The sequence below is a fragment of the Aurantiacibacter xanthus genome (assembly GCF_003584015.1).
Classification (GTDB): domain Bacteria; phylum Pseudomonadota; class Alphaproteobacteria; order Sphingomonadales; family Sphingomonadaceae; genus Alteraurantiacibacter; species Alteraurantiacibacter xanthus.
The window spans coordinates 22099-38053 of sequence record NZ_QXFM01000142.1; the positions used below are offsets into that span (position 1 = coordinate 22099).

The window sequence follows — 15955 nt, forward strand, 5'->3', positions numbered from 1 at the left end:
AGAGGATCTGCACCGCGCCGGAGGCGCTATCAACGAAACGGGTTTTGCGATTCAGACGGCAGCTTGATATCTGAGAGCGGCTGCGCCGCAGGACTATCTCCTCTGCGCCTCCGCGCCTCTGCGAGCGCAAGGGATCACAGCGCAAAACCCTCTGTGCTCCAGTGGCCCTATGAGCGCAAAACCTACTCATGCCAGCTCGACCCGTCGCGCTCGATCAGGGCGATGGCGGCGGAGGGGCCCCAGCTGCCCGCGCCGTAGGTCTTCGGCTTGAGGTCTTCCTCGGCCCAGGTCTGACGGATCGAATCGATCCAGCTCCACTGCGCCTCGACCTCGTCGCGGCGCACGAACAGCGTCTGATCGCCCTTGACCAGATCGAGCAGCAGCCGCTCGTAAGCGATGCGCTTTTCCTTGCCCGAGAAGGCATCGGGCATGGCGATGTTGAGCGGCACTTCGCGCAGGGCAATGCCCTCCTGCTCGATACCCGGAACCTTGGCCATCACCGAGAGGGTGATGTTTTCTTCCGGCTGGATGCCGATCACCATGCGGTTGGACTTCACCTTCGCGCCGGGGAAGATCGAATGCGGGATCTCGCGGAACTGCACCACGATCTCGGTCACGCGGCGCTGCATGCGCTTGCCGGTGCGCAGGTAGAACGGGGTGCCGTGCCAGCGCCAGTTGTCGATATGCGCCTTGAGCGCAACGAAGGTCTCGGTGTCGCTGTCGCGGCCCAGTTCCTCATCATAGCCGGGCACGATCTCGCCCACGCTGGCACCGCCGCGATACTGCCCGGTGACGCTTTCGCCCGGACTGATCTTGCGCAGCGCGCGCAGCACCTTCACCTTTTCGTCGCGCACGGCGCTGGCGTCGAAATGGGTCGGCGGCTCCATTGCGAACAGCGCGAGCAGTTGAAGCATGTGGTTCTGCACCATGTCGCGCAGCGCGCCCGCGTCGTCATAGAAGTCGACCCGGCTTTCGAGGCCGACCGTCTCGGCGACGGTGATCTGCACATGCTCGATCAGCCGCGCGTTCCACAGCGGCTCGAACAGGATATTGGCAAAGCGCAGCGCGATCAGGTTCTGCACCGTCTCCTTGCCGAGATAGTGGTCGATGCGGAAGATCCGGTCTTCGCTGAAGGCCGAGGCGACCGCATCGTTGATCTCGCGCGAGGTGGCAAGATCGGTGCCGAGCGGCTTTTCGAGACAGATACGGGTGTTTTCGCCCGCCAGCCCATGCGCCGCCAGCCCCTCGATGGTGGGCTTGAACAGGCTCGGCGCGGTCGAGAGGAAGATCGCCACCTGCCGGTCCTTGCCGACTTTCTCCGCCAGATCGGCGTAGTTCTCGGGCGTCGTCACGTCGAGCGGCTGATAGTGCAGGCAGTTGAGGAAATCGGCCAGCGGGCCGCGCCGCTCGGCGGGGAGGTGTTTCTCCAGCGCGGCGCGGGCGAAGTTGCGAAACTCGATATCGCTCATGTCCGAGCGCGCCGTGCCGACGATGTTCAGATCTTCGGGGAGCAGACCATCGGCATGCAATGCCGCAAGGCTCGGCAACAGCATCCGCTGCGACAGATCGCCAGTGGCACCAAAAAGAACAAGCGTGTCAGCCCTAACGGTCATAAATCCCCTGTTGAGAACGTTCTCAATGTTCGCGAACGGCATATGCAATAGTGCTGCGTCGCACAATGGCAGGCAAGCTCTAGCCGGAGATTTCTTTCACCGCCACCTCACTGAAGTCAAATTGTGAGGGGCCGAACACGGTCATGAAGCTGACATCCGCCGCGTCCCGTCCGACGCCGATCTTGGCGGTCTGCGCCGGTTCGGCCATTCCGGTCGCGTCGACCAGTTGCCAGGTGCCGCCCTGCGGGGTGTCCGGGTCAGCCAGGAACACCTCGGCGATGGCGTGAAAGTCCGGCGGGGTGACGCCCGGCGCAAAGCAGCTGACATAGCGCGCCGGGATCGCCGCCGCGCGGGCCAGCGACACCAGCACATGGGCGAAGTCGCGGCAGATGCCGGCCTTCGCGTCGATCGTATCGAGCGCGGTGGTCGAAGCGTTCGACGCGCCGGGGGTATAGGCGATATTCTGCGCCACCCAGTCTCGCATCGCGGCGATCTTGGCACCGCCTTCAAGCCCGGCAAATTCGCTGCCGACAAGATTGAACAGGCTGGAGGCCTGGCAATAGCGCGAATCGAACAGGTATTTGACCGCTTCGCCCGGCAGCAGCCGCGGCGGCACCCGACCCATCAGGTCCAGTTCGCCGATCTGGCGCATCACTTCGACCGTGGCGGTATAGTCGACCCGGCACTGACCCTCGGCGTGAATCCAGAAGCGGTCGCCGATATTGTCCTGCGCGGGCACGCGGGCGGTGTGCATCGCCTTGGGAATCCAGGTGTCCGCAGCCAGCAGTTGCTGTTCGGGCAGGGCGGCTGCCTCGAACTGTAACAGCACGTCGGTCGGCTGCCAGAGGGTGAAGCCGAAATGGGCGGAAATCGACAGCGGCATGGGCTCGGGAGACTTTCGCGAAAGAGGGGCGGGACGGGCGCTCTGAATGCTTACGGCCAGCCTTGTGCGAAGTTCCTAGTCGCCAATGACATGGGCCACGATTTCGCGCCTGTGCGGGCGGGCGCGGTGCTCGGCAAGGAAAATCCCCTGCCACGTTCCCAGCAACAGGCGACCCTCGCCAACCGGCACCGACAGCGAGGCCCCGGTCAGCACCGAGCGCAGGTGTGCGGGCATGTCGTCCGGTCCTTCGTCGTCGTGCTCGTAGTGCGGGCCTTCGGGCGCAATTCGCTCCAACCAGCGCAGGGTGTCGCGCGGGACGGCGCTGGCGGCGTTCTCGTTGATCAGCAGGCTGGCCGAGGTGTGGCGGCACAGCAGCGTGACGAGGCCGGTCTCGATATCGGTCTGGTCGAGCCAGTCGGCCACCTCGCGGGTGATCTCGACAAGGCCCTTGCCGTGGGTGGGAATGGTGAAGCGGGTCTGGTGCTGTCGCATACCGCCGGTTTAGAGCGGGAGTCTCTTGCGTGACAAAGTCAAAAATGCTTAATCGTTACTCACGAGAGGTAATTTGATGAGCAGACTTTTTCTCGCACCCCTGGCGCTTGCGACGGTGCTGACCGCCACGCTCGCCAGTGCGCACCATTCTTTCGCGGTGTTCTTCGACGACAAGCAGGAAGTGACCCTGCGCGGCACCGTCACCATGTTCCGCTTCACCAATCCGCACGGCACGCTCGCTTTCGACGTGACGGGGCCGGACGGTCAGGTTCAGCACTGGCGCGCGGAAACCAACGCCCCCTCGGTCTTGCAGCGACGCGGGTGGACCCGGTCGAGCGTGCGGCCGGGGCAGGTGATCACGATCAAGGGCTGGCGCGCGCGCGATGGCAGCCGCTACATCCGCATGGGCGAAGTGCGCGATGCCGATGGCAAGCTGGTGGGGGGCCGGTTTGGCACCAACGATGACTAAGCGCTCGCGCTGGCTCGCAATCGCGCCGCTGGCGCTGGTCGCCGCCGCCCCTGCCGTGGCGGAGGATGCGCCGAACTTCGAAGGGTTCTGGGGCCTGTCGTGGTCGGCTGGCGAACCCGATGCCGGCATGGTCGCGGCCTTGCCGCCCAACACCGTGGTGATCGACGATACCGGGGCGGCCGAGTTTCCGAGCGGTGAATTCGGCGGCCTGATCCTCACGCCCGAAGCGAAGGCCCATGCCGAGACCTGGCGCAGCGAGGATGACATGACGCTCGACCGCGTGTGCCTGCCGCCGAGCATCGTCTATGCGGTGCAGGGGCCGTTCCCGTTCGAGGTGCATCAGACGCCCGAACTGATCGTGTTCCAGTACGAGTATTTCGACCAGACCCGGCTCATCTTCATGGATGGACGCTCTGCACCCGAAGGCCTGCCGCATTCGAAGATGGGCTTTTCGGTCGGGCACTGGGAAGGGCGGGATCTGGTGATCGAGACCGATCATATTGCCGCCAGCACCATCACCAACAACGGGCTCGACCATACCGACGATATCAGGATGGTCGAACGCTATCGGTTGAGCGAGGACGGCTCCAGACTGCTGGCGACGCAGTGGTTCTCCGACCCGGCTGCGATCGAGAACAACGGCGCGCGCTGGATCGTCTGGGAAAAGCGCGAGGGCGAGCACATTTACCCTTACGAGTGCGATCCGACCTTTGCGCTGGAATATGGCGCGGTGAAGGAATAGCTCGGGAGCCGTCCCCTCACCACGAACGGGCATGGTTGGGCCTGCCGAGTTAGAGCGCGATGACATAGCATTGTCTCGCAATGCCCTTCCCCTGTGGGGAAGGGTTGGGATGGGGGTTCCCGTCAGCGTCGAGCCCCCACCCCCAGCCCCTCCCCAAGGGGAGGGGAGGAAGGGGGATCAGGCTAATGTCATCAGGCTCTAGAACTCCGCATAAAGCTGGAACTGCACGGTGCGCGCCGAGGAATAGGTGAGCGCGCCGCTCGAACTGACGTTCCAGCCATAGTCGTCGAGCACGTTTTCGGCGCGCACGCGCAGCACCATGTCGGCATCGCCGAGCATGAAGCGATAGCGCATGCCCAGATCGAGCGTGGTTTCCGCACCGACCAGCAGCGTGCCCAGCGCGTTGACCGGGCGCGAACCCTTGTGATCGAGCGTGAAGTCGAACGAGAAGGGCGAGGTGCCCTGATCGAGCCGCCAGTCGAAATTGCCGGTCATCCGCAGTCTGGGCTGGCTCACCGGGCGGGTGCCGATCAATCCCTCGTCCACCGCCTCGCCGCTGAGCGAAGGGTCGGACAGAACCGCACCGCCGAGCAGGGTCATGCCGGTCACGGGGCGGGCGATGGCGGAGAACTCCAGCCCCTCGTTCACCACCGTGCCGAGCAGGCGATAGCGCAGCCCGCTGTCGAGATTGTAGTATGGCTTGGAGATGCGGAACGCGCCCAGCAGGATCGTCACCGCGTCATCGGGGTCGTAGCGCAGCACCAGCTCTTCCTGCCGGGTGTTGATGGCGGAGGGGGCCTCGGCCCGGTTGACGGCGCGGTCGGGGGCGACATCGGCCTCTTCCATCCCGCGGGCGAGCGCGCCGAACAGCGTCAGCCGCCTGGTGAGGGCCAGCGCCAGCGATCCGTTCCAGGCGATGGGCTTCGCACCGGTGGCGACATCGGGGGTGCCGGGCGCGGCATAGTCGACGGTCTTGGTATAGTCGATTGCGCTGGCCCCGAGGTCGAAGCGCAGGAACCGGGTCAGCGCGCCCGACCAGGCGAGCCCGGCAAACAGCTGGCGCACCTTGTCGCGGTTGGTATCGCCAAGGGTAAAGACCGGTTCGGGGCGCCGATCGTGGACGAACAGCGAGCCCGCGCCGAGCGAAATCCGCTGTGCGCCGCCGAAGGTCCGCAAACGGTCGCGCCCGCGCAGGCTGGCCGAAATCTGCTGGGCCTGCCCGAACAGCCTTAGCTCCTGCACCAGCCGCAGCTCGCCCGAGAACGAGCGGTCGAAGCTGCGCGGCGAGGCGATGATCGCCCGGTCGGCGATTGCGCCATCGGCGGTGACGCCGGTCATCAGATCGGAGAAGCGGCTGAGGTCGCGCTTGCCCGAGAAGAACGTCCCGCTTTCGAGCCGCAGGTTGGGGGCGAGCGGCGTGCGCAGGATCAGCCCGGCATCGAGCGTGTCGTTTTCGTTGTCGGCCCAGTCCTGCCCGAGGAAGCGGAAGCGCTCGATCTCCGGCGGGAGGGCATCGCCCGCCACGAAGATCATCGGGCGCGCCTCTTCGTCGCGTGTTCCTCCCACGGAGGCGTAGGCGAGTAGCTCGGTTTGGGCCTTTGGATCGTAGGAGAGCACGAAGCCCACATTGGCGCGGTGGGCGCGGCTCGCATCGTCGCTCTGGACCGCGCGGTAGAAGCCGCCCGAGAACAGCCCCAGCCCCGGCGCGATCCCGCCCAGCCTGAGGTCGTAGCCGATCCCTTCATGGCCGCGCTCGCGTCGGCTGATGTCGAGTGTCAGCGAGCGGCCAAAGCCCGCTTTGCGCAGGCCATAGTCGACCAGGCCGGTGGGGGCGGGGAAGGCATAGCCGAGCGTGGCAATGCCGACCCTGATCGTGCTTGAGGAGTTGATGCGCGGCGACAGGCCGTTCACCTGATCGTAGTACAGCGCCTCAAGCCGGACATTGCCCGCGTCGACCGGGTTGAACCCGCGCACCTCGCGCGAGGAATAGAGCCCGGTCCGCTCGCTGCCGACCTGGCGGCCAAAGGCGTCGTTGCTCTGGGCGATGGCGTTCTCGGCCACCGTCTGCGTGGTTTCCGCCTGATCCGCCGTGGGAGCGGAAGGGATGGCGAAGATCTCTTCGGGCTGACCGTCGCTGGCTGCGGCCATGGTTTCGGCCACAGCAGGCATGGGCAGGCAGAGCGCCAGCACGCTCGCACACAGCGGCCAGCATGAGCCTGTGGTTCGGTAGATAGTCGCCACGCCAAGTATGTCCCGATTGCGTGTTGGTGTTCGGCAAGAGCGGCAACGGGCGGCCTTCCGCACGAAGCAAAAGGCCGCCCGCCGCGAGGAAGCCCGAGGGGCTCAGCCGCCCGTTGGCGGATAGGGAATGCCGAGCTGATCGAGGTAAGTGTCGTACTTGCTCGGGTCGTAGTAGAACTGCTCCTGCTCGGGGCGGATGCGTTCCATTATCTCCTTGTTGAGGTGAATGCCGGGCATGTCCTCGGCGGTCAGCACGGGATCGTAGCTCTCTTCGGCGAACTGCACTTCTTGCTGATACCGTTTGGCTTCGGCCAGCTCGTCGGGGTTCATCATCAGGTCGAGCGTGGTCAGCGCGACAGCCTTGGCGCCGGCGACCGCGCCCTTGTGGGCGATCGGCGTGGCCATGGCGACGGCGGCGGTCTGGTGGTGGCCGATCATGTTCGGGATGTTCGAGGGGAAGCGGATGGTGATGGTCGGTACGGCCCACATGATGTCGCCGATATCGTCCGAGCCGCCGCCGATCGAGAACTCGGGCGGTGCGCGCAGTTCCGAAACCTCGGTGGTCAGCGGCTGGACCGGGCGGCCAAGGCCTTCCTGCGCCAGGCGGGTGAAGGTTTCGTCGGCCTCGGTCCATTCGGGCATGCCGACAAATTCGATGTACTGCTGCGCCAGTTCGGCCATCGGCTTGTTGCCGTGCTGCGGGGCGGCATAGCCGAGCACGCGGCGCGTCACCGTCGTGTCGGTGGCCATGGCGGCGGCCTCGGCGATACGGTTGCCGGTCTCGTAGAGGTTGCGGATGGAATCGAACTTACGCTCGCGGAAATAGTACCACACCGAGGCCACATCGGGCACGATGTTCGGCTGGCCGCCGCCGTTGGTGATGACATAGTGCGAGCGCTGCGTGGGGTAGAGGTGCTCGCGCCGCATGTTCCAGGCGGTGTTCATCAGTTCCACGCCGTCGAGCGCGCTGCGCCCGGCCCATGGCGCGCCCGCGCCGTGCGCCGACGAGCCGTGGAACGTATATTCGACCGAGACCATGCCGTTGCCGCCGCTGTCGCCGTAGCTGGTGCCGAATCCGTTGCCGACGTGGGTGAAGATGCAGGCGTCGAAGCCCTCGAACATGCCCTCGCGCACGAAGAAGGCCTTGGTTGCGAGCAGTTCCTCGGCGATGCCGGGCCACAGCATCAGCGTGCCGGGGATATTCTCGCGCTCCATGATGTCCTTCACCGACAGCGCGGCGGCGACCATCGCGGCCATGCCCGAGTTATGGCCCTCGCCATGACCCGGCCCTCCTTCGATCTGTGGGCGCAGTTCGGTAATGCCGGGCACCTGGCTGAGGCCGAGCAGCCCGTCGACATCGGAGCCGAGCGCGATCTTCGGGCCGCCGGTGCCGTTGGTCCAGGTGGCGGTGAAGGCGCTGGGGATACCGGCCGAGCCGAGTTCGATGGTAAAGCCGTTCTCCGCCAGAATGCCGGTCAGGTATTCCTGCGTCTTGAATTCCTGGAAGCCGGGCTCGGAGAAGCTGAAGATCGAGTCGACGATTTCCTGCACCAGCTTGGCGCGGGAATCGACCCCGGCGACGGCTTCATCGCGCAGGTTGTCGGGAAGTTCGGCGGCGGCGGGGCTGGCCAGTGCGAGCGACAGCGTGGCCGCCGCGGCGAGGAAGGTGGAGCGAACAGACATCATCTCTGGTGGTTCCTTGCGCTTGGGTTGGGGACGTGAGTTGCCCGCGTGAGGCGGGTCGTTTGCAGTGGGAAATGCGAAGCGGGGGCCGACACCCTGATGTCGGCCCCCGCGGGTTCGTCTTAGTATTTGACGCTCAGGCCGAGGCGGAAGGTTCGGCCCATCGTATCGTAAAGCGAACGGTTCGTTTGCGGGTAGGCCGGGGTGTTGTTCCCGAACGGCCCGTTGCCGATCAGCACCGGATCGCGATCGAACAGGTTCTTCACCGCGAACAGCGCGGTCGCCTCGACCCCGCCGATCTCGAAATCGTAGGTGAAGTTGCTGTCGAGGTAGAAGGTGCCGTTGATCGAATTGGTATTGATCGTGCGGTTGAGGTTGTCGCTCGCCGGGCAACCGGTGGTGCATGCGATCCAGTCGTTGTCGTAGACGCCATCGCCGAAGCCCCGGCCCACGAACACAGCCGAAAGGCCGTTGTCGAAGGCGTAGCCCGCCGACACGCGGTAGACGAGGGTGGGGATGCCGCCGCCTGCGTTGACGCCGGCGATATCGTCCACCTCGAAGCCCGAGTCGGACACGTTCTCGATCGTGTAGGTCGCCAGACCGCGCAGGGTCAGTGCACCCGGTCCGACCGGAGCGCGATAGCTCGCCTCGAAGTCGAAACCACGGCTCTTCTGGCTGGCGAAGTTGATCGGGAAGCGGTTGATGTATTCGACGTCGGTGGTCGAGCCGGATTTGTAGAGGATGAGATCGCACAGTTCCGGCTGGCTGCCATCGAAGCACAGATCGACCGTCTGCTGTGCGGTGATGGTCGAGACGGCGCCCTTGATGTCGATATCGAAGTAATCCACCGAAGCGGTGAAGCCGGGCAGGAACAGCGGAGTGAAGACAACGCCGAGCCCGAGCGTATCGGCCTTTTCGGGCGCAAGGCTCGGATTTCCGAGTGTCCGTTCGATAAACTCCTCAGCCCGAACTCCGCCGCCACTAACTGGAATGTTCACCGAGTTGGTGCGCGCGGTGCCCGCATCGAACAGTTCGAGCAGGTTGGGTGCGCGAATGTCGCGCGACAACGTACCGCGGAAGCGCAGGTCGTCGATCGGCTGCCATGAAAGGCCTGCCTTCCAGGTCGTCACCGTGCCCGAGGTCGAATAGTCGGTGACGCGTACCGCGCCGTTGAACTCGGCCCCGAAGCCCAGCGGAACCAGCGCCTCGACATAGCCTTCCTTCACGTTCACGCCGCCCGAGGTGACCCGGAAGTTGCCGTAAAGGAAGGTGTTGAGGTTGACCGGGTCGATATAGCCATCAACCGAGTCCTCGCGGTATTCACCGCCGAAGGCGATGCTGACCGGGCCGCCCCAGGTGTTGAACAGGTCGGCGACGGCGAAGTTCAGCGCCACCACATCCTGTTTGATCTCCTGCTGGCGCGAGGGATAGACTTCGAACAGATAGTCGAGCGCCTGCTGCGTCACGCCGCCGACACCGAGGCGATTGATTGGCACGCAGCCCGGAAGATCGTTCGACGGATTGCCATCGGTGTTGACCCGGCACTGGATGGTCCCGCCCGAGAACACCGCATCCTGCATCGCGGCAAGGCGCGAGTTCTGCCAGGTGTTGATCAGCATCTCGTCGGTCTTGGTCTGACCGTGCTGAAAATAGGTGTCCCAATCGACATCGAGACCAGCGAGGTTGAAGAAGCCGTTGCCGCCGACGACAAAGCGCGAAACCTCACGGGTGTTGTGCGCCCCGGCGGCCGGGATACCGGCGTTCGAGGTGCCCATGCGGATCGCAGTGATCGGGGTGGCGGCGGTGGCGTTGTAGGCCGCGATCTCGGCCGCGAGTTCGGGCGGCAGGAAGGCGTTGTCGATCGCGATATCGACGTTCACCGAGGGCGTTTGCTGGTAGAAGCTCTCGCCTTCGAACTTGTTGTAGCTCGCCTGAGCGAAGACCTCGAAACTCGGGGTGATTTCGTAGCTGAGGCGCCCGAACAGGCCGATGCGGTCCTCATCGTTTGCCAGCGAGTTCGAACCGGCGTGGCCCTGGCTGGCATACTGATAGTCACCGCCGATCATCCACTGGCCGGAAACCTGGCCGAAGTTCAGCTCGTTGGTCGACGCAAGCCCGGTACTGGCGTCCAGGGTGCCGAAATAGGTGCCGTTGAACGGGCAGGCGGCAGCGGCAGTGCCCGCGCGACAGCCGGTGATCAGGCCGCCCGGGGTGAAGTTCGACGAGCCGATACCCGACTGGATGATGCGCGAGGGCAGGCCGTTGCCCGGCGCATAGTCCGGGTTCTCGATCATGAAATAGCCGGACTTGTTCCAGTCGCGGTCGATGAAGTCCTTGCCGGTCTGGTTGAAATACTCGCCGCTGACGATGAGGTGGCCGCGACCGTCGGCAAATTCGGTGCCGAGGGTAAGTTGGGCGAGGTGGTTGGGCACGTCGGAATACGTGGTGACACCGTATTCGTAGCTGGCCTTGATGCCGGTGAAATCCTTGTCGAGGATGAAGTTCACCACACCGGCCACTGCGTCCGAACCGTAAACCGACGAGGCACCGCCGGTCACGACTTCGACGCGCTCGATCAGCGCCTGCGGGAAGGTGTTGATGTCGACGAGGCCGTCCGAGGTCGAGCCGACCGAGCGTTGACCGTCGAGCAGCACCAGCGTGCGCGACTGGCCGAGCGAGCGCAGGTTCAGCGCCGAAATGCCCGACTTGCCGTTGGACAGGCTGCCCGAGTTCGAAACGGCGGTCTGGCTCCCGTTGACCGAGGGCAGGGTGTTGACGAAGTCGGCAATGTTGGCGGGTGCTTCGGCGTCGATCTCGTCACCCGAGATGACCGAGAGCGGGGTCGGCGCATTCGACCCGTCGCGCACAACGCGGCTGCCGGTAACGACGATGCGGCTGCTGTCGTCGCTGTCCTGGGCGAGGGCGGCGGTTGGAAGCAAAGCGAGGCCAGCGAAACTGGCGGCAGAAGCAAGCAAACTGACGCGGGCAAGGCCAGCGACACGGGTGGTAGCGGAAAGCGGATTACTCATGGATCGAACCCCCATTTTCTAGGTGTGTGTCGATCCTCCCCAAACGGTATTTCGGGTCATTCTGCGGCTATGGCGTTTCGTCCCTGATCGAAACTTGCCGAGCTGCGCGCCCTGGAGAATTTATAATTCAAATCCAGCGCCCGGATGTCGCAAAGTTTGCGTAAATTTTGGCATGCATCGGTGGAATCCGTCAAAATTCTCTCCTCTCTCAACGGATTCCAATTTCAACTGCCAAAACACTATTGTGATTCGTCAAAGTCGACCGTCTGATTCGAGAATTATCGGTGCGACGCGCCTGCGCGCCACCTCGCGCATCAGGAACGACGAGCGAATTTTCGATACGTGCGGCAGTTTGGAAAGCTCGCGCCGATAGACGTGGTCGTACTCTTCAAAGCTGCGCACATTAATCAGCATCATAAAGTCGTTCTCGCCCGAGATGAACGAGCAGAACGACATCGAGGGGCATTCAAGCACGGCCTCTTCAAATTCCACCAGCGCGCTCTCATCTTGCGAACTGAGCTGAATCAGGACCAAAGCGGTGATTGAATAGCCGAGCTTTTTCTGGTCAATAATGGCCGCATATCCGGAGATGACGCCTGCCTCCTCGAGAATCTTGCGGCGACGGGCGACCGCTGTGCTCGACAGGTTGACCTCTTCGCCCAGCGCCACATCGGCCGCGCGACCATTGGCCACCAGACCTTTCAAGACTCGCAAATCGGTACGATCCATTGATGCGATGGTGGATTTCAACGATATATCCTTTCCTGGCATTCGATTTTAAAAAAATGTCTGTCAAACTTTTGCATATTTCACGATAAACGCAATGGCTTTGGTGGTATTCCCCTGATTAGACAGCCGCGCAAGGTCGTGCGGGGAGCAATCATGGGGGCCTCATGCTTTTTCTTTCAAACACTTCCCGCCTGCGCGCGGCATCGTCGAGTGCGGTCATCGGGATGGCTGCCCTGATCGCCTGCGCGCCCGCGCATGCACAGGATCGCCTCCTCAGTCCCGCGATTCCTTCGGGTAGCGGCGCGGTTCACTTCACGCTGCCTGCACTCGATGCCGAGGGCGACTCGGGGTGCTATATCTATGCGACCTCGCTGCGTTCCGGGCTTGGTTCGCCCAACATGCGGCTCGACCGGGGGATGCTGGGTGACGAGCAACTGCTGTGCTTCCGCAAGATCGGCAGCCAGATCGCCGCTGTGTTTGAAAATCCCAAGTTCCAGGCCAGTGGCGATGCCGATACCGCCACCGGCGCTGCGGAGAGCTTCCCCACCGCCGTGGTCGCCATGCTGCCGATCGTGGATGATCGCGGCGCGGGCGGGGTGGTCGTCGACATGTCGAAGTTCCTGCTGCGCGATTCCATCGATGTCTCGGCGGCGCTGGCAGGCGGGGGCGACTATCGTGCGGCGGCTGACCTTTCGGGCATCGACGCCGCTTCGGTGAAGAGCTTTCCGCTCAACACCGAGATCGACACGATCCAGACCTTCACCAGCGCGCGCCCGACACGCACGATGAGCCAGTTCTCGCCCGAGCCGCGCGCGCTGAGCTTCATCGTCCACCATTCGTTTATCGCGCTGCCCGAGCCCGGCTTTTTGCCGCGCGTGGCGGATCCGCGCGCGCCGGTATCCGGCCCCACCATCTACGACTATGGCTCGCCGCTCGGCCAGCCGGTGGCGATCCCGCTTGCCGCCCGGTTCCGGCTCGAAAAGACCGACCCCGACGCCGAGGCGAGCCCGGTGGTCAAGCCGATCGTGTTCTATATCGACCGCGCCGCGCCCGAACCGGTGCGCACCGCGCTGATGGAGGGTGTGAACTACTGGTCCTCGGCCTTCGACAAGGCGGGTTTCATCGGCGGTTTCCGTGCCGAGATCCTGCCCGAGGGCGCCGACCCGCTCGACGTGCGCTATAATATGGTCAACTGGGCCAACCGGATGACGCGCGGCTGGTCTTATGGCGGCGGCATCCGCGATCCGCGCACCGGCGAGATCATCAAGGGCAACGTTGTGCTCGGCGCGCTGCGCGTGCGGCAGGACATCACGATTTTCGAAGGCCTCGTCGGCACCGCGCAGAACGGCTCCGGCGGTCCGAACGACCCGGTCCGCGCCGCGCTTGACCGGATCCGCCAGCTCGGCGCGCACGAGGTTGGCCACGCCATCGGCTTCATGCACAATTTCGCCGGCTCGACGCAGGATCGCACCACGGTGATGGACTATCCCGCCCCGCGCATCCTGCTCGAAGACGGCCAGATCAGCCTGCGCGACGCCTACAAGCACGGTGGTGGTGACTGGGACGATTTTTCGGTCGACTGGCTCTATGGCAGCGCCGAAAGCGCCGATGCCAAGGCGCTGGCGGCAGAAGAGGCAGGGCTCGCCTTCGCGACCGATATCGACGGGCGCGACCCCTCGCTGCCGAGTGCGGCGGCGAGCATGTGGGACGACGGCCCCGACCCCATCGCCGCGCTCGACCATATGGAGGCGGTGCGCGCTATCGCGCTCACCAACTTCGGCGAGCAGGTGCTGCTGCCGGGCGAGCCGCTGGCCAATCTGCGCCGCAAGTTCGTGCCGATCTGGCTGTTGCACCGCTATGATATCGACGCGGCGGGCAAGCTGATCGGCGGCTACGCCTACGATTACAAGGTGGCGGGCGATAACCACCCGCTGCCCGAATGGATCGACGCGGCCACCCAGCGGGCGGCTATCGCGGCGCTGATCGGCACGCTCGACGAGGATTTCCTCACCGTGCCCGCCCGGTTGCTGCCGATGCTGTCGGTGCCGATCACCCGCACGGGCGATCCGCAGTTCGATACCGAGGTGTTCCGCAACGCGGGCGCGGCTGCCTTCGATCCGCTGGTTGCCGCCGACGTGGCCGCGCAGATCACGCTCGACAGCCTGCTCGCGCCTGCACGCCTCACTCGCATGGTCGAGCAGCACCGGCAGGATGCGAGCATGCCCGGGGTGACGGATCTGGTTGACGAACTGGTTTCAGATGTGATCAATGCGCGCAGCAACGAGGTCGGACGTCGGATTGCCTGGCGCACCGTGCTCTCGCTGGCCGGAGCCATGCGCGATGAAGAGGTGTCGCCCGAGGCGGCGGCCATCATCGCCGGACGGCTCGACCGATTGAAGGACGAGCTGGAGGGCACCAAGGGTGGCGTCGATGCCGATTGGGCGCATTATGTGGCCGATCTGCTCGACGAGCCGGAAGCGCTCGCGGCAGTGCTCGCGAACAAGGAAGAGGCACCCGAGATCCCGCCCGGGATGCCAATTGGCGGCTTTGGAGGATGGTTCGATGACTGAGGCTGCCACGATGGAAGCGAAAGCCGGGCCGCTGCTGCTGCCGCTCGATGGCTGGCACCGCGACAAGGGCGGGCGGATGGTCGAGTTCGCGGGCTATGCCATGCCGATCCAGTATGAAGGGATCATGGCCGAGCACGAGTGGACCCGCACCAGCGCGAGCCTGTTCGATGTCAGCCACATGGGCCAGCTTACGGTGGCCGGACCGGGCGCGGGGGCGGCGCTCGAAAAGCTGCTCCCGGCCGATCTTGGTGCGCTGAAGGAATGCCGCACGCGCTACTCGCTGCTGCTGGCTGAGGATGGCGGGATTCTTGACGATCTGCTCATCACCCGCACCGGCGAGGATTCGTTTCGGCTGGTGGTGAACGGTGCGACCAAGCACGACGATATCGCCTATCTGCGCGCCAATCTGCCCGAGGAGGTGACGCTTGCCTATCACAGCGAGATGGCGCTGATCGCGCTGCAAGGCCCGCTGGCCGCCTCGGTGCTTGACGATCTGCTGCCGGGCATTGCCGATGCGCTGCCGTTCATGTCCTCGGCCAGCCGCGGCGGCCTCGACACGCACCTGATCGTGTGCCGCTCGGGCTATACCGGCGAGGACGGGTTCGAGATCGCCGTGCCTGCCGACAAGGCGGTGAAGCTGGCCGATGCGCTGCTGGCCGATCTGCGGGTAAAGCCCGCCGGTCTCGGCGCGCGCGACAGTCTGCGGCTTGAGGCGGGCCTCCCGCTGTACGGGCACGACATGACTGCCAGCACCGATCCGGTCAGCGCCGATCTCGCTTTCGCCATCTCCAAGCGGCGGCGCGAGGAGGGGGGCTTTGCCGGGGCCGAGACGATCCTGCCGCTGCTGGCCGCAGGCGCGCCGAGCAAGCGCGTCGGTCTCGCCATCGAGGGCAGGGCGCCCGCACGCGAAGGTGCGACGATCATGGCGGGCGACCGCGTGGTCGGCGTCGTGACCTCGGGTGGACATTCGCCCACGCTCGGGCGGCCCGTGGCCATGGGCCAGGTCGAGGCAGGCCTCGCCACCGATGGCACCCAGCTTGAAATCGACGTGCGCGGCCGCAAGCTTGCCGCCACGGTCGCACCGCTTCCCTTCGTTCCCCACAACTACCGCCGCCAAGGAGGAAAATAATGACCCGCTACTTCACCGAAGACCACGAATGGATCGAGGTCGAGGGCAGCAATGCCACCGTGGGGATCACCGATCACGCTCAGGAGCAACTGGGCGATATCGTCTTCGTCGAGGTGCCCGCAGCAGGCACTGCCGTGGCCAAGGGCAAGGAAGCCGCCGTGGTGGAATCGGTCAAGGCGGCGAGCGACGTCTACAGCCCGATCACCGGTGAAGTGACCGAAGGCAATGCCGCGCTGGAAGAGGACCCCGCGCTGGTCAACACCGCCGCCGAGACCGACGGCTGGTTCTTCAAGGCCACCATTGCCGACACGTCCGAACTCGAAGGGCTGATGGACGCCGAAGCCTACGCCGCCTTCTGCGCCGATCTCGACTAAC

At 64.7% G+C, this 15955-nt stretch carries 12 protein-coding genes; 5 read left to right on the top strand and 7 right to left on the bottom strand.

What is annotated here, in order from left to right:
• Window positions 1-182: 182 nt before the first annotated feature.
• The 3 genes from zwf to D2V17_RS19275 all read right to left on the bottom strand — a co-directional run bounded on the left by zwf (window position 183) and on the right by D2V17_RS19275 (window position 2988).
• On the bottom strand, window positions 183-1613 hold the full coding sequence (gene zwf / locus D2V17_RS19265; protein WP_119594768.1) for a glucose-6-phosphate dehydrogenase: 1431 nt from the start codon (window positions 1611-1613) through the stop codon (window positions 183-185).
• 79 nt (window positions 1614-1692) lie between these two features.
• Window positions 1693-2496 carry a transglutaminase-like domain-containing protein gene (locus D2V17_RS19270; RefSeq protein WP_119594769.1) on the bottom strand — a complete coding sequence of 268 codons (804 nt, stop codon included), beginning with the start codon at window positions 2494-2496 and terminating at the stop codon, window positions 1693-1695.
• Window positions 2497-2571: 75 nt separating this feature from the next.
• Entirely contained in the window at window positions 2572-2988 is a 417-nt protein-coding gene (locus tag D2V17_RS19275; protein WP_119594770.1) for a secondary thiamine-phosphate synthase enzyme YjbQ, read from the bottom strand.
• A 76-nt stretch (window positions 2989-3064) separates the two neighbouring features.
• Here D2V17_RS19275 and D2V17_RS19280 point away from each other — a divergent pair, with 76 nt between their 5' ends.
• On the top strand, window positions 3065-3457 hold the full coding sequence (locus D2V17_RS19280) for a DUF6152 family protein (protein ID WP_119594771.1): 393 nt from the start codon (window positions 3065-3067) through the stop codon (window positions 3455-3457).
• Window positions 3450-4199: a hypothetical protein gene (locus D2V17_RS19285; RefSeq protein ID WP_119594772.1), complete on the top strand. Its 750-nt coding sequence runs from the start codon at window positions 3450-3452 to the stop codon at window positions 4197-4199. The genes D2V17_RS19280 and D2V17_RS19285 overlap by 8 nt, the downstream gene beginning before the upstream one ends.
• 198 nt (window positions 4200-4397) lie before the next feature.
• Here the strand turns inward: D2V17_RS19285 and D2V17_RS19290 are convergent, their stop codons facing one another.
• The 4 genes from D2V17_RS19290 to D2V17_RS19305 all read right to left on the bottom strand — a co-directional run bounded on the left by D2V17_RS19290 (window position 4398) and on the right by D2V17_RS19305 (window position 11902).
• Window positions 4398-6440 (bottom strand): TonB-dependent receptor domain-containing protein, encoded by a 2043-nt coding sequence (locus D2V17_RS19290; protein WP_147367479.1) that lies wholly within the window; start codon window positions 6438-6440, stop codon window positions 4398-4400.
• Window positions 6441-6542: 102 nt separating this feature from the next.
• Complete coding sequence (locus D2V17_RS19295; protein ID WP_425453658.1) at window positions 6543-8123, bottom strand: amidohydrolase; 1581 nt, start codon at window positions 8121-8123, stop codon at window positions 6543-6545.
• A gap of 122 nt (window positions 8124-8245) precedes the next feature.
• Window positions 8246-11152, bottom strand: a complete 2907-nt coding sequence (locus tag D2V17_RS19300) for a TonB-dependent receptor domain-containing protein (RefSeq protein ID WP_119594775.1) — start codon at window positions 11150-11152, stop codon at window positions 8246-8248.
• 252 nt (window positions 11153-11404) lie between these two features.
• On the bottom strand, window positions 11405-11902 hold the full coding sequence (locus tag D2V17_RS19305) for an Lrp/AsnC family transcriptional regulator (RefSeq protein WP_245978825.1): 498 nt from the start codon (window positions 11900-11902) through the stop codon (window positions 11405-11407).
• Window positions 11903-12045: 143 nt separating this feature from the next.
• On the opposite strand from D2V17_RS19305, the gene D2V17_RS19310 reads away from it, so the two are divergent.
• From D2V17_RS19310 to gcvH, 3 genes are read left to right on the top strand one after another with little or no spacing between them, the layout of a single operon-like run.
• Entirely contained in the window at window positions 12046-14451 is a 2406-nt protein-coding gene (locus tag D2V17_RS19310; protein ID WP_245978826.1) for a zinc-dependent metalloprotease, read from the top strand.
• On the top strand, window positions 14444-15580 hold the full coding sequence (gcvT, locus tag D2V17_RS19315) for a glycine cleavage system aminomethyltransferase GcvT (RefSeq protein WP_245978827.1): 1137 nt from the start codon (window positions 14444-14446) through the stop codon (window positions 15578-15580). Before D2V17_RS19310 ends, gcvT begins: the two co-directional genes overlap by 8 nt.
• Window positions 15580-15954 carry a glycine cleavage system protein GcvH gene (gene gcvH, locus D2V17_RS19320; RefSeq protein WP_119594777.1) on the top strand — a complete coding sequence of 125 codons (375 nt, stop codon included), beginning with the start codon at window positions 15580-15582 and terminating at the stop codon, window positions 15952-15954. The genes gcvT and gcvH overlap by 1 nt, the downstream gene beginning before the upstream one ends.
• Window position 15955: the final 1 nt, after the last annotated feature.

Bases quoted from the DNA above. Each gene is read 5' to 3' on its own strand.
- zwf (WP_119594768.1), bottom strand. From the start codon at position 1,613: ATGACCGTTAGGGCTGACACGCTTGTTCTTTTTGGTGCCACTGGCGAT.
- D2V17_RS19270 (WP_119594769.1), bottom strand. From the start codon at position 2,496: ATGCCGCTGTCGATTTCCGCCCATTTCGGCTTCACCCTCTGGCAGCCG.
- D2V17_RS19275 (WP_119594770.1), bottom strand. From the start codon at position 2,988: ATGCGACAGCACCAGACCCGCTTCACCATTCCCACCCACGGCAAGGGC.
- D2V17_RS19280 (WP_119594771.1), top strand. From the start codon at position 3,065: ATGAGCAGACTTTTTCTCGCACCCCTGGCGCTTGCGACGGTGCTGACC.
- D2V17_RS19285 (WP_119594772.1), top strand. From the start codon at position 3,450: ATGACTAAGCGCTCGCGCTGGCTCGCAATCGCGCCGCTGGCGCTGGTC.
- D2V17_RS19295 (WP_425453658.1), bottom strand. From the start codon at position 8,123: ATGTCTGTTCGCTCCACCTTCCTCGCCGCGGCGGCCACGCTGTCGCTC.
- D2V17_RS19300 (WP_119594775.1), bottom strand. From the start codon at position 11,152: ATGAGTAATCCGCTTTCCGCTACCACCCGTGTCGCTGGCCTTGCCCGC.
- D2V17_RS19310 (WP_245978826.1), top strand. From the start codon at position 12,046: ATGCTTTTTCTTTCAAACACTTCCCGCCTGCGCGCGGCATCGTCGAGT.
- gcvT (WP_245978827.1), top strand. From the start codon at position 14,444: ATGACTGAGGCTGCCACGATGGAAGCGAAAGCCGGGCCGCTGCTGCTG.
- gcvH (WP_119594777.1), top strand. From the start codon at position 15,580: ATGACCCGCTACTTCACCGAAGACCACGAATGGATCGAGGTCGAGGGC.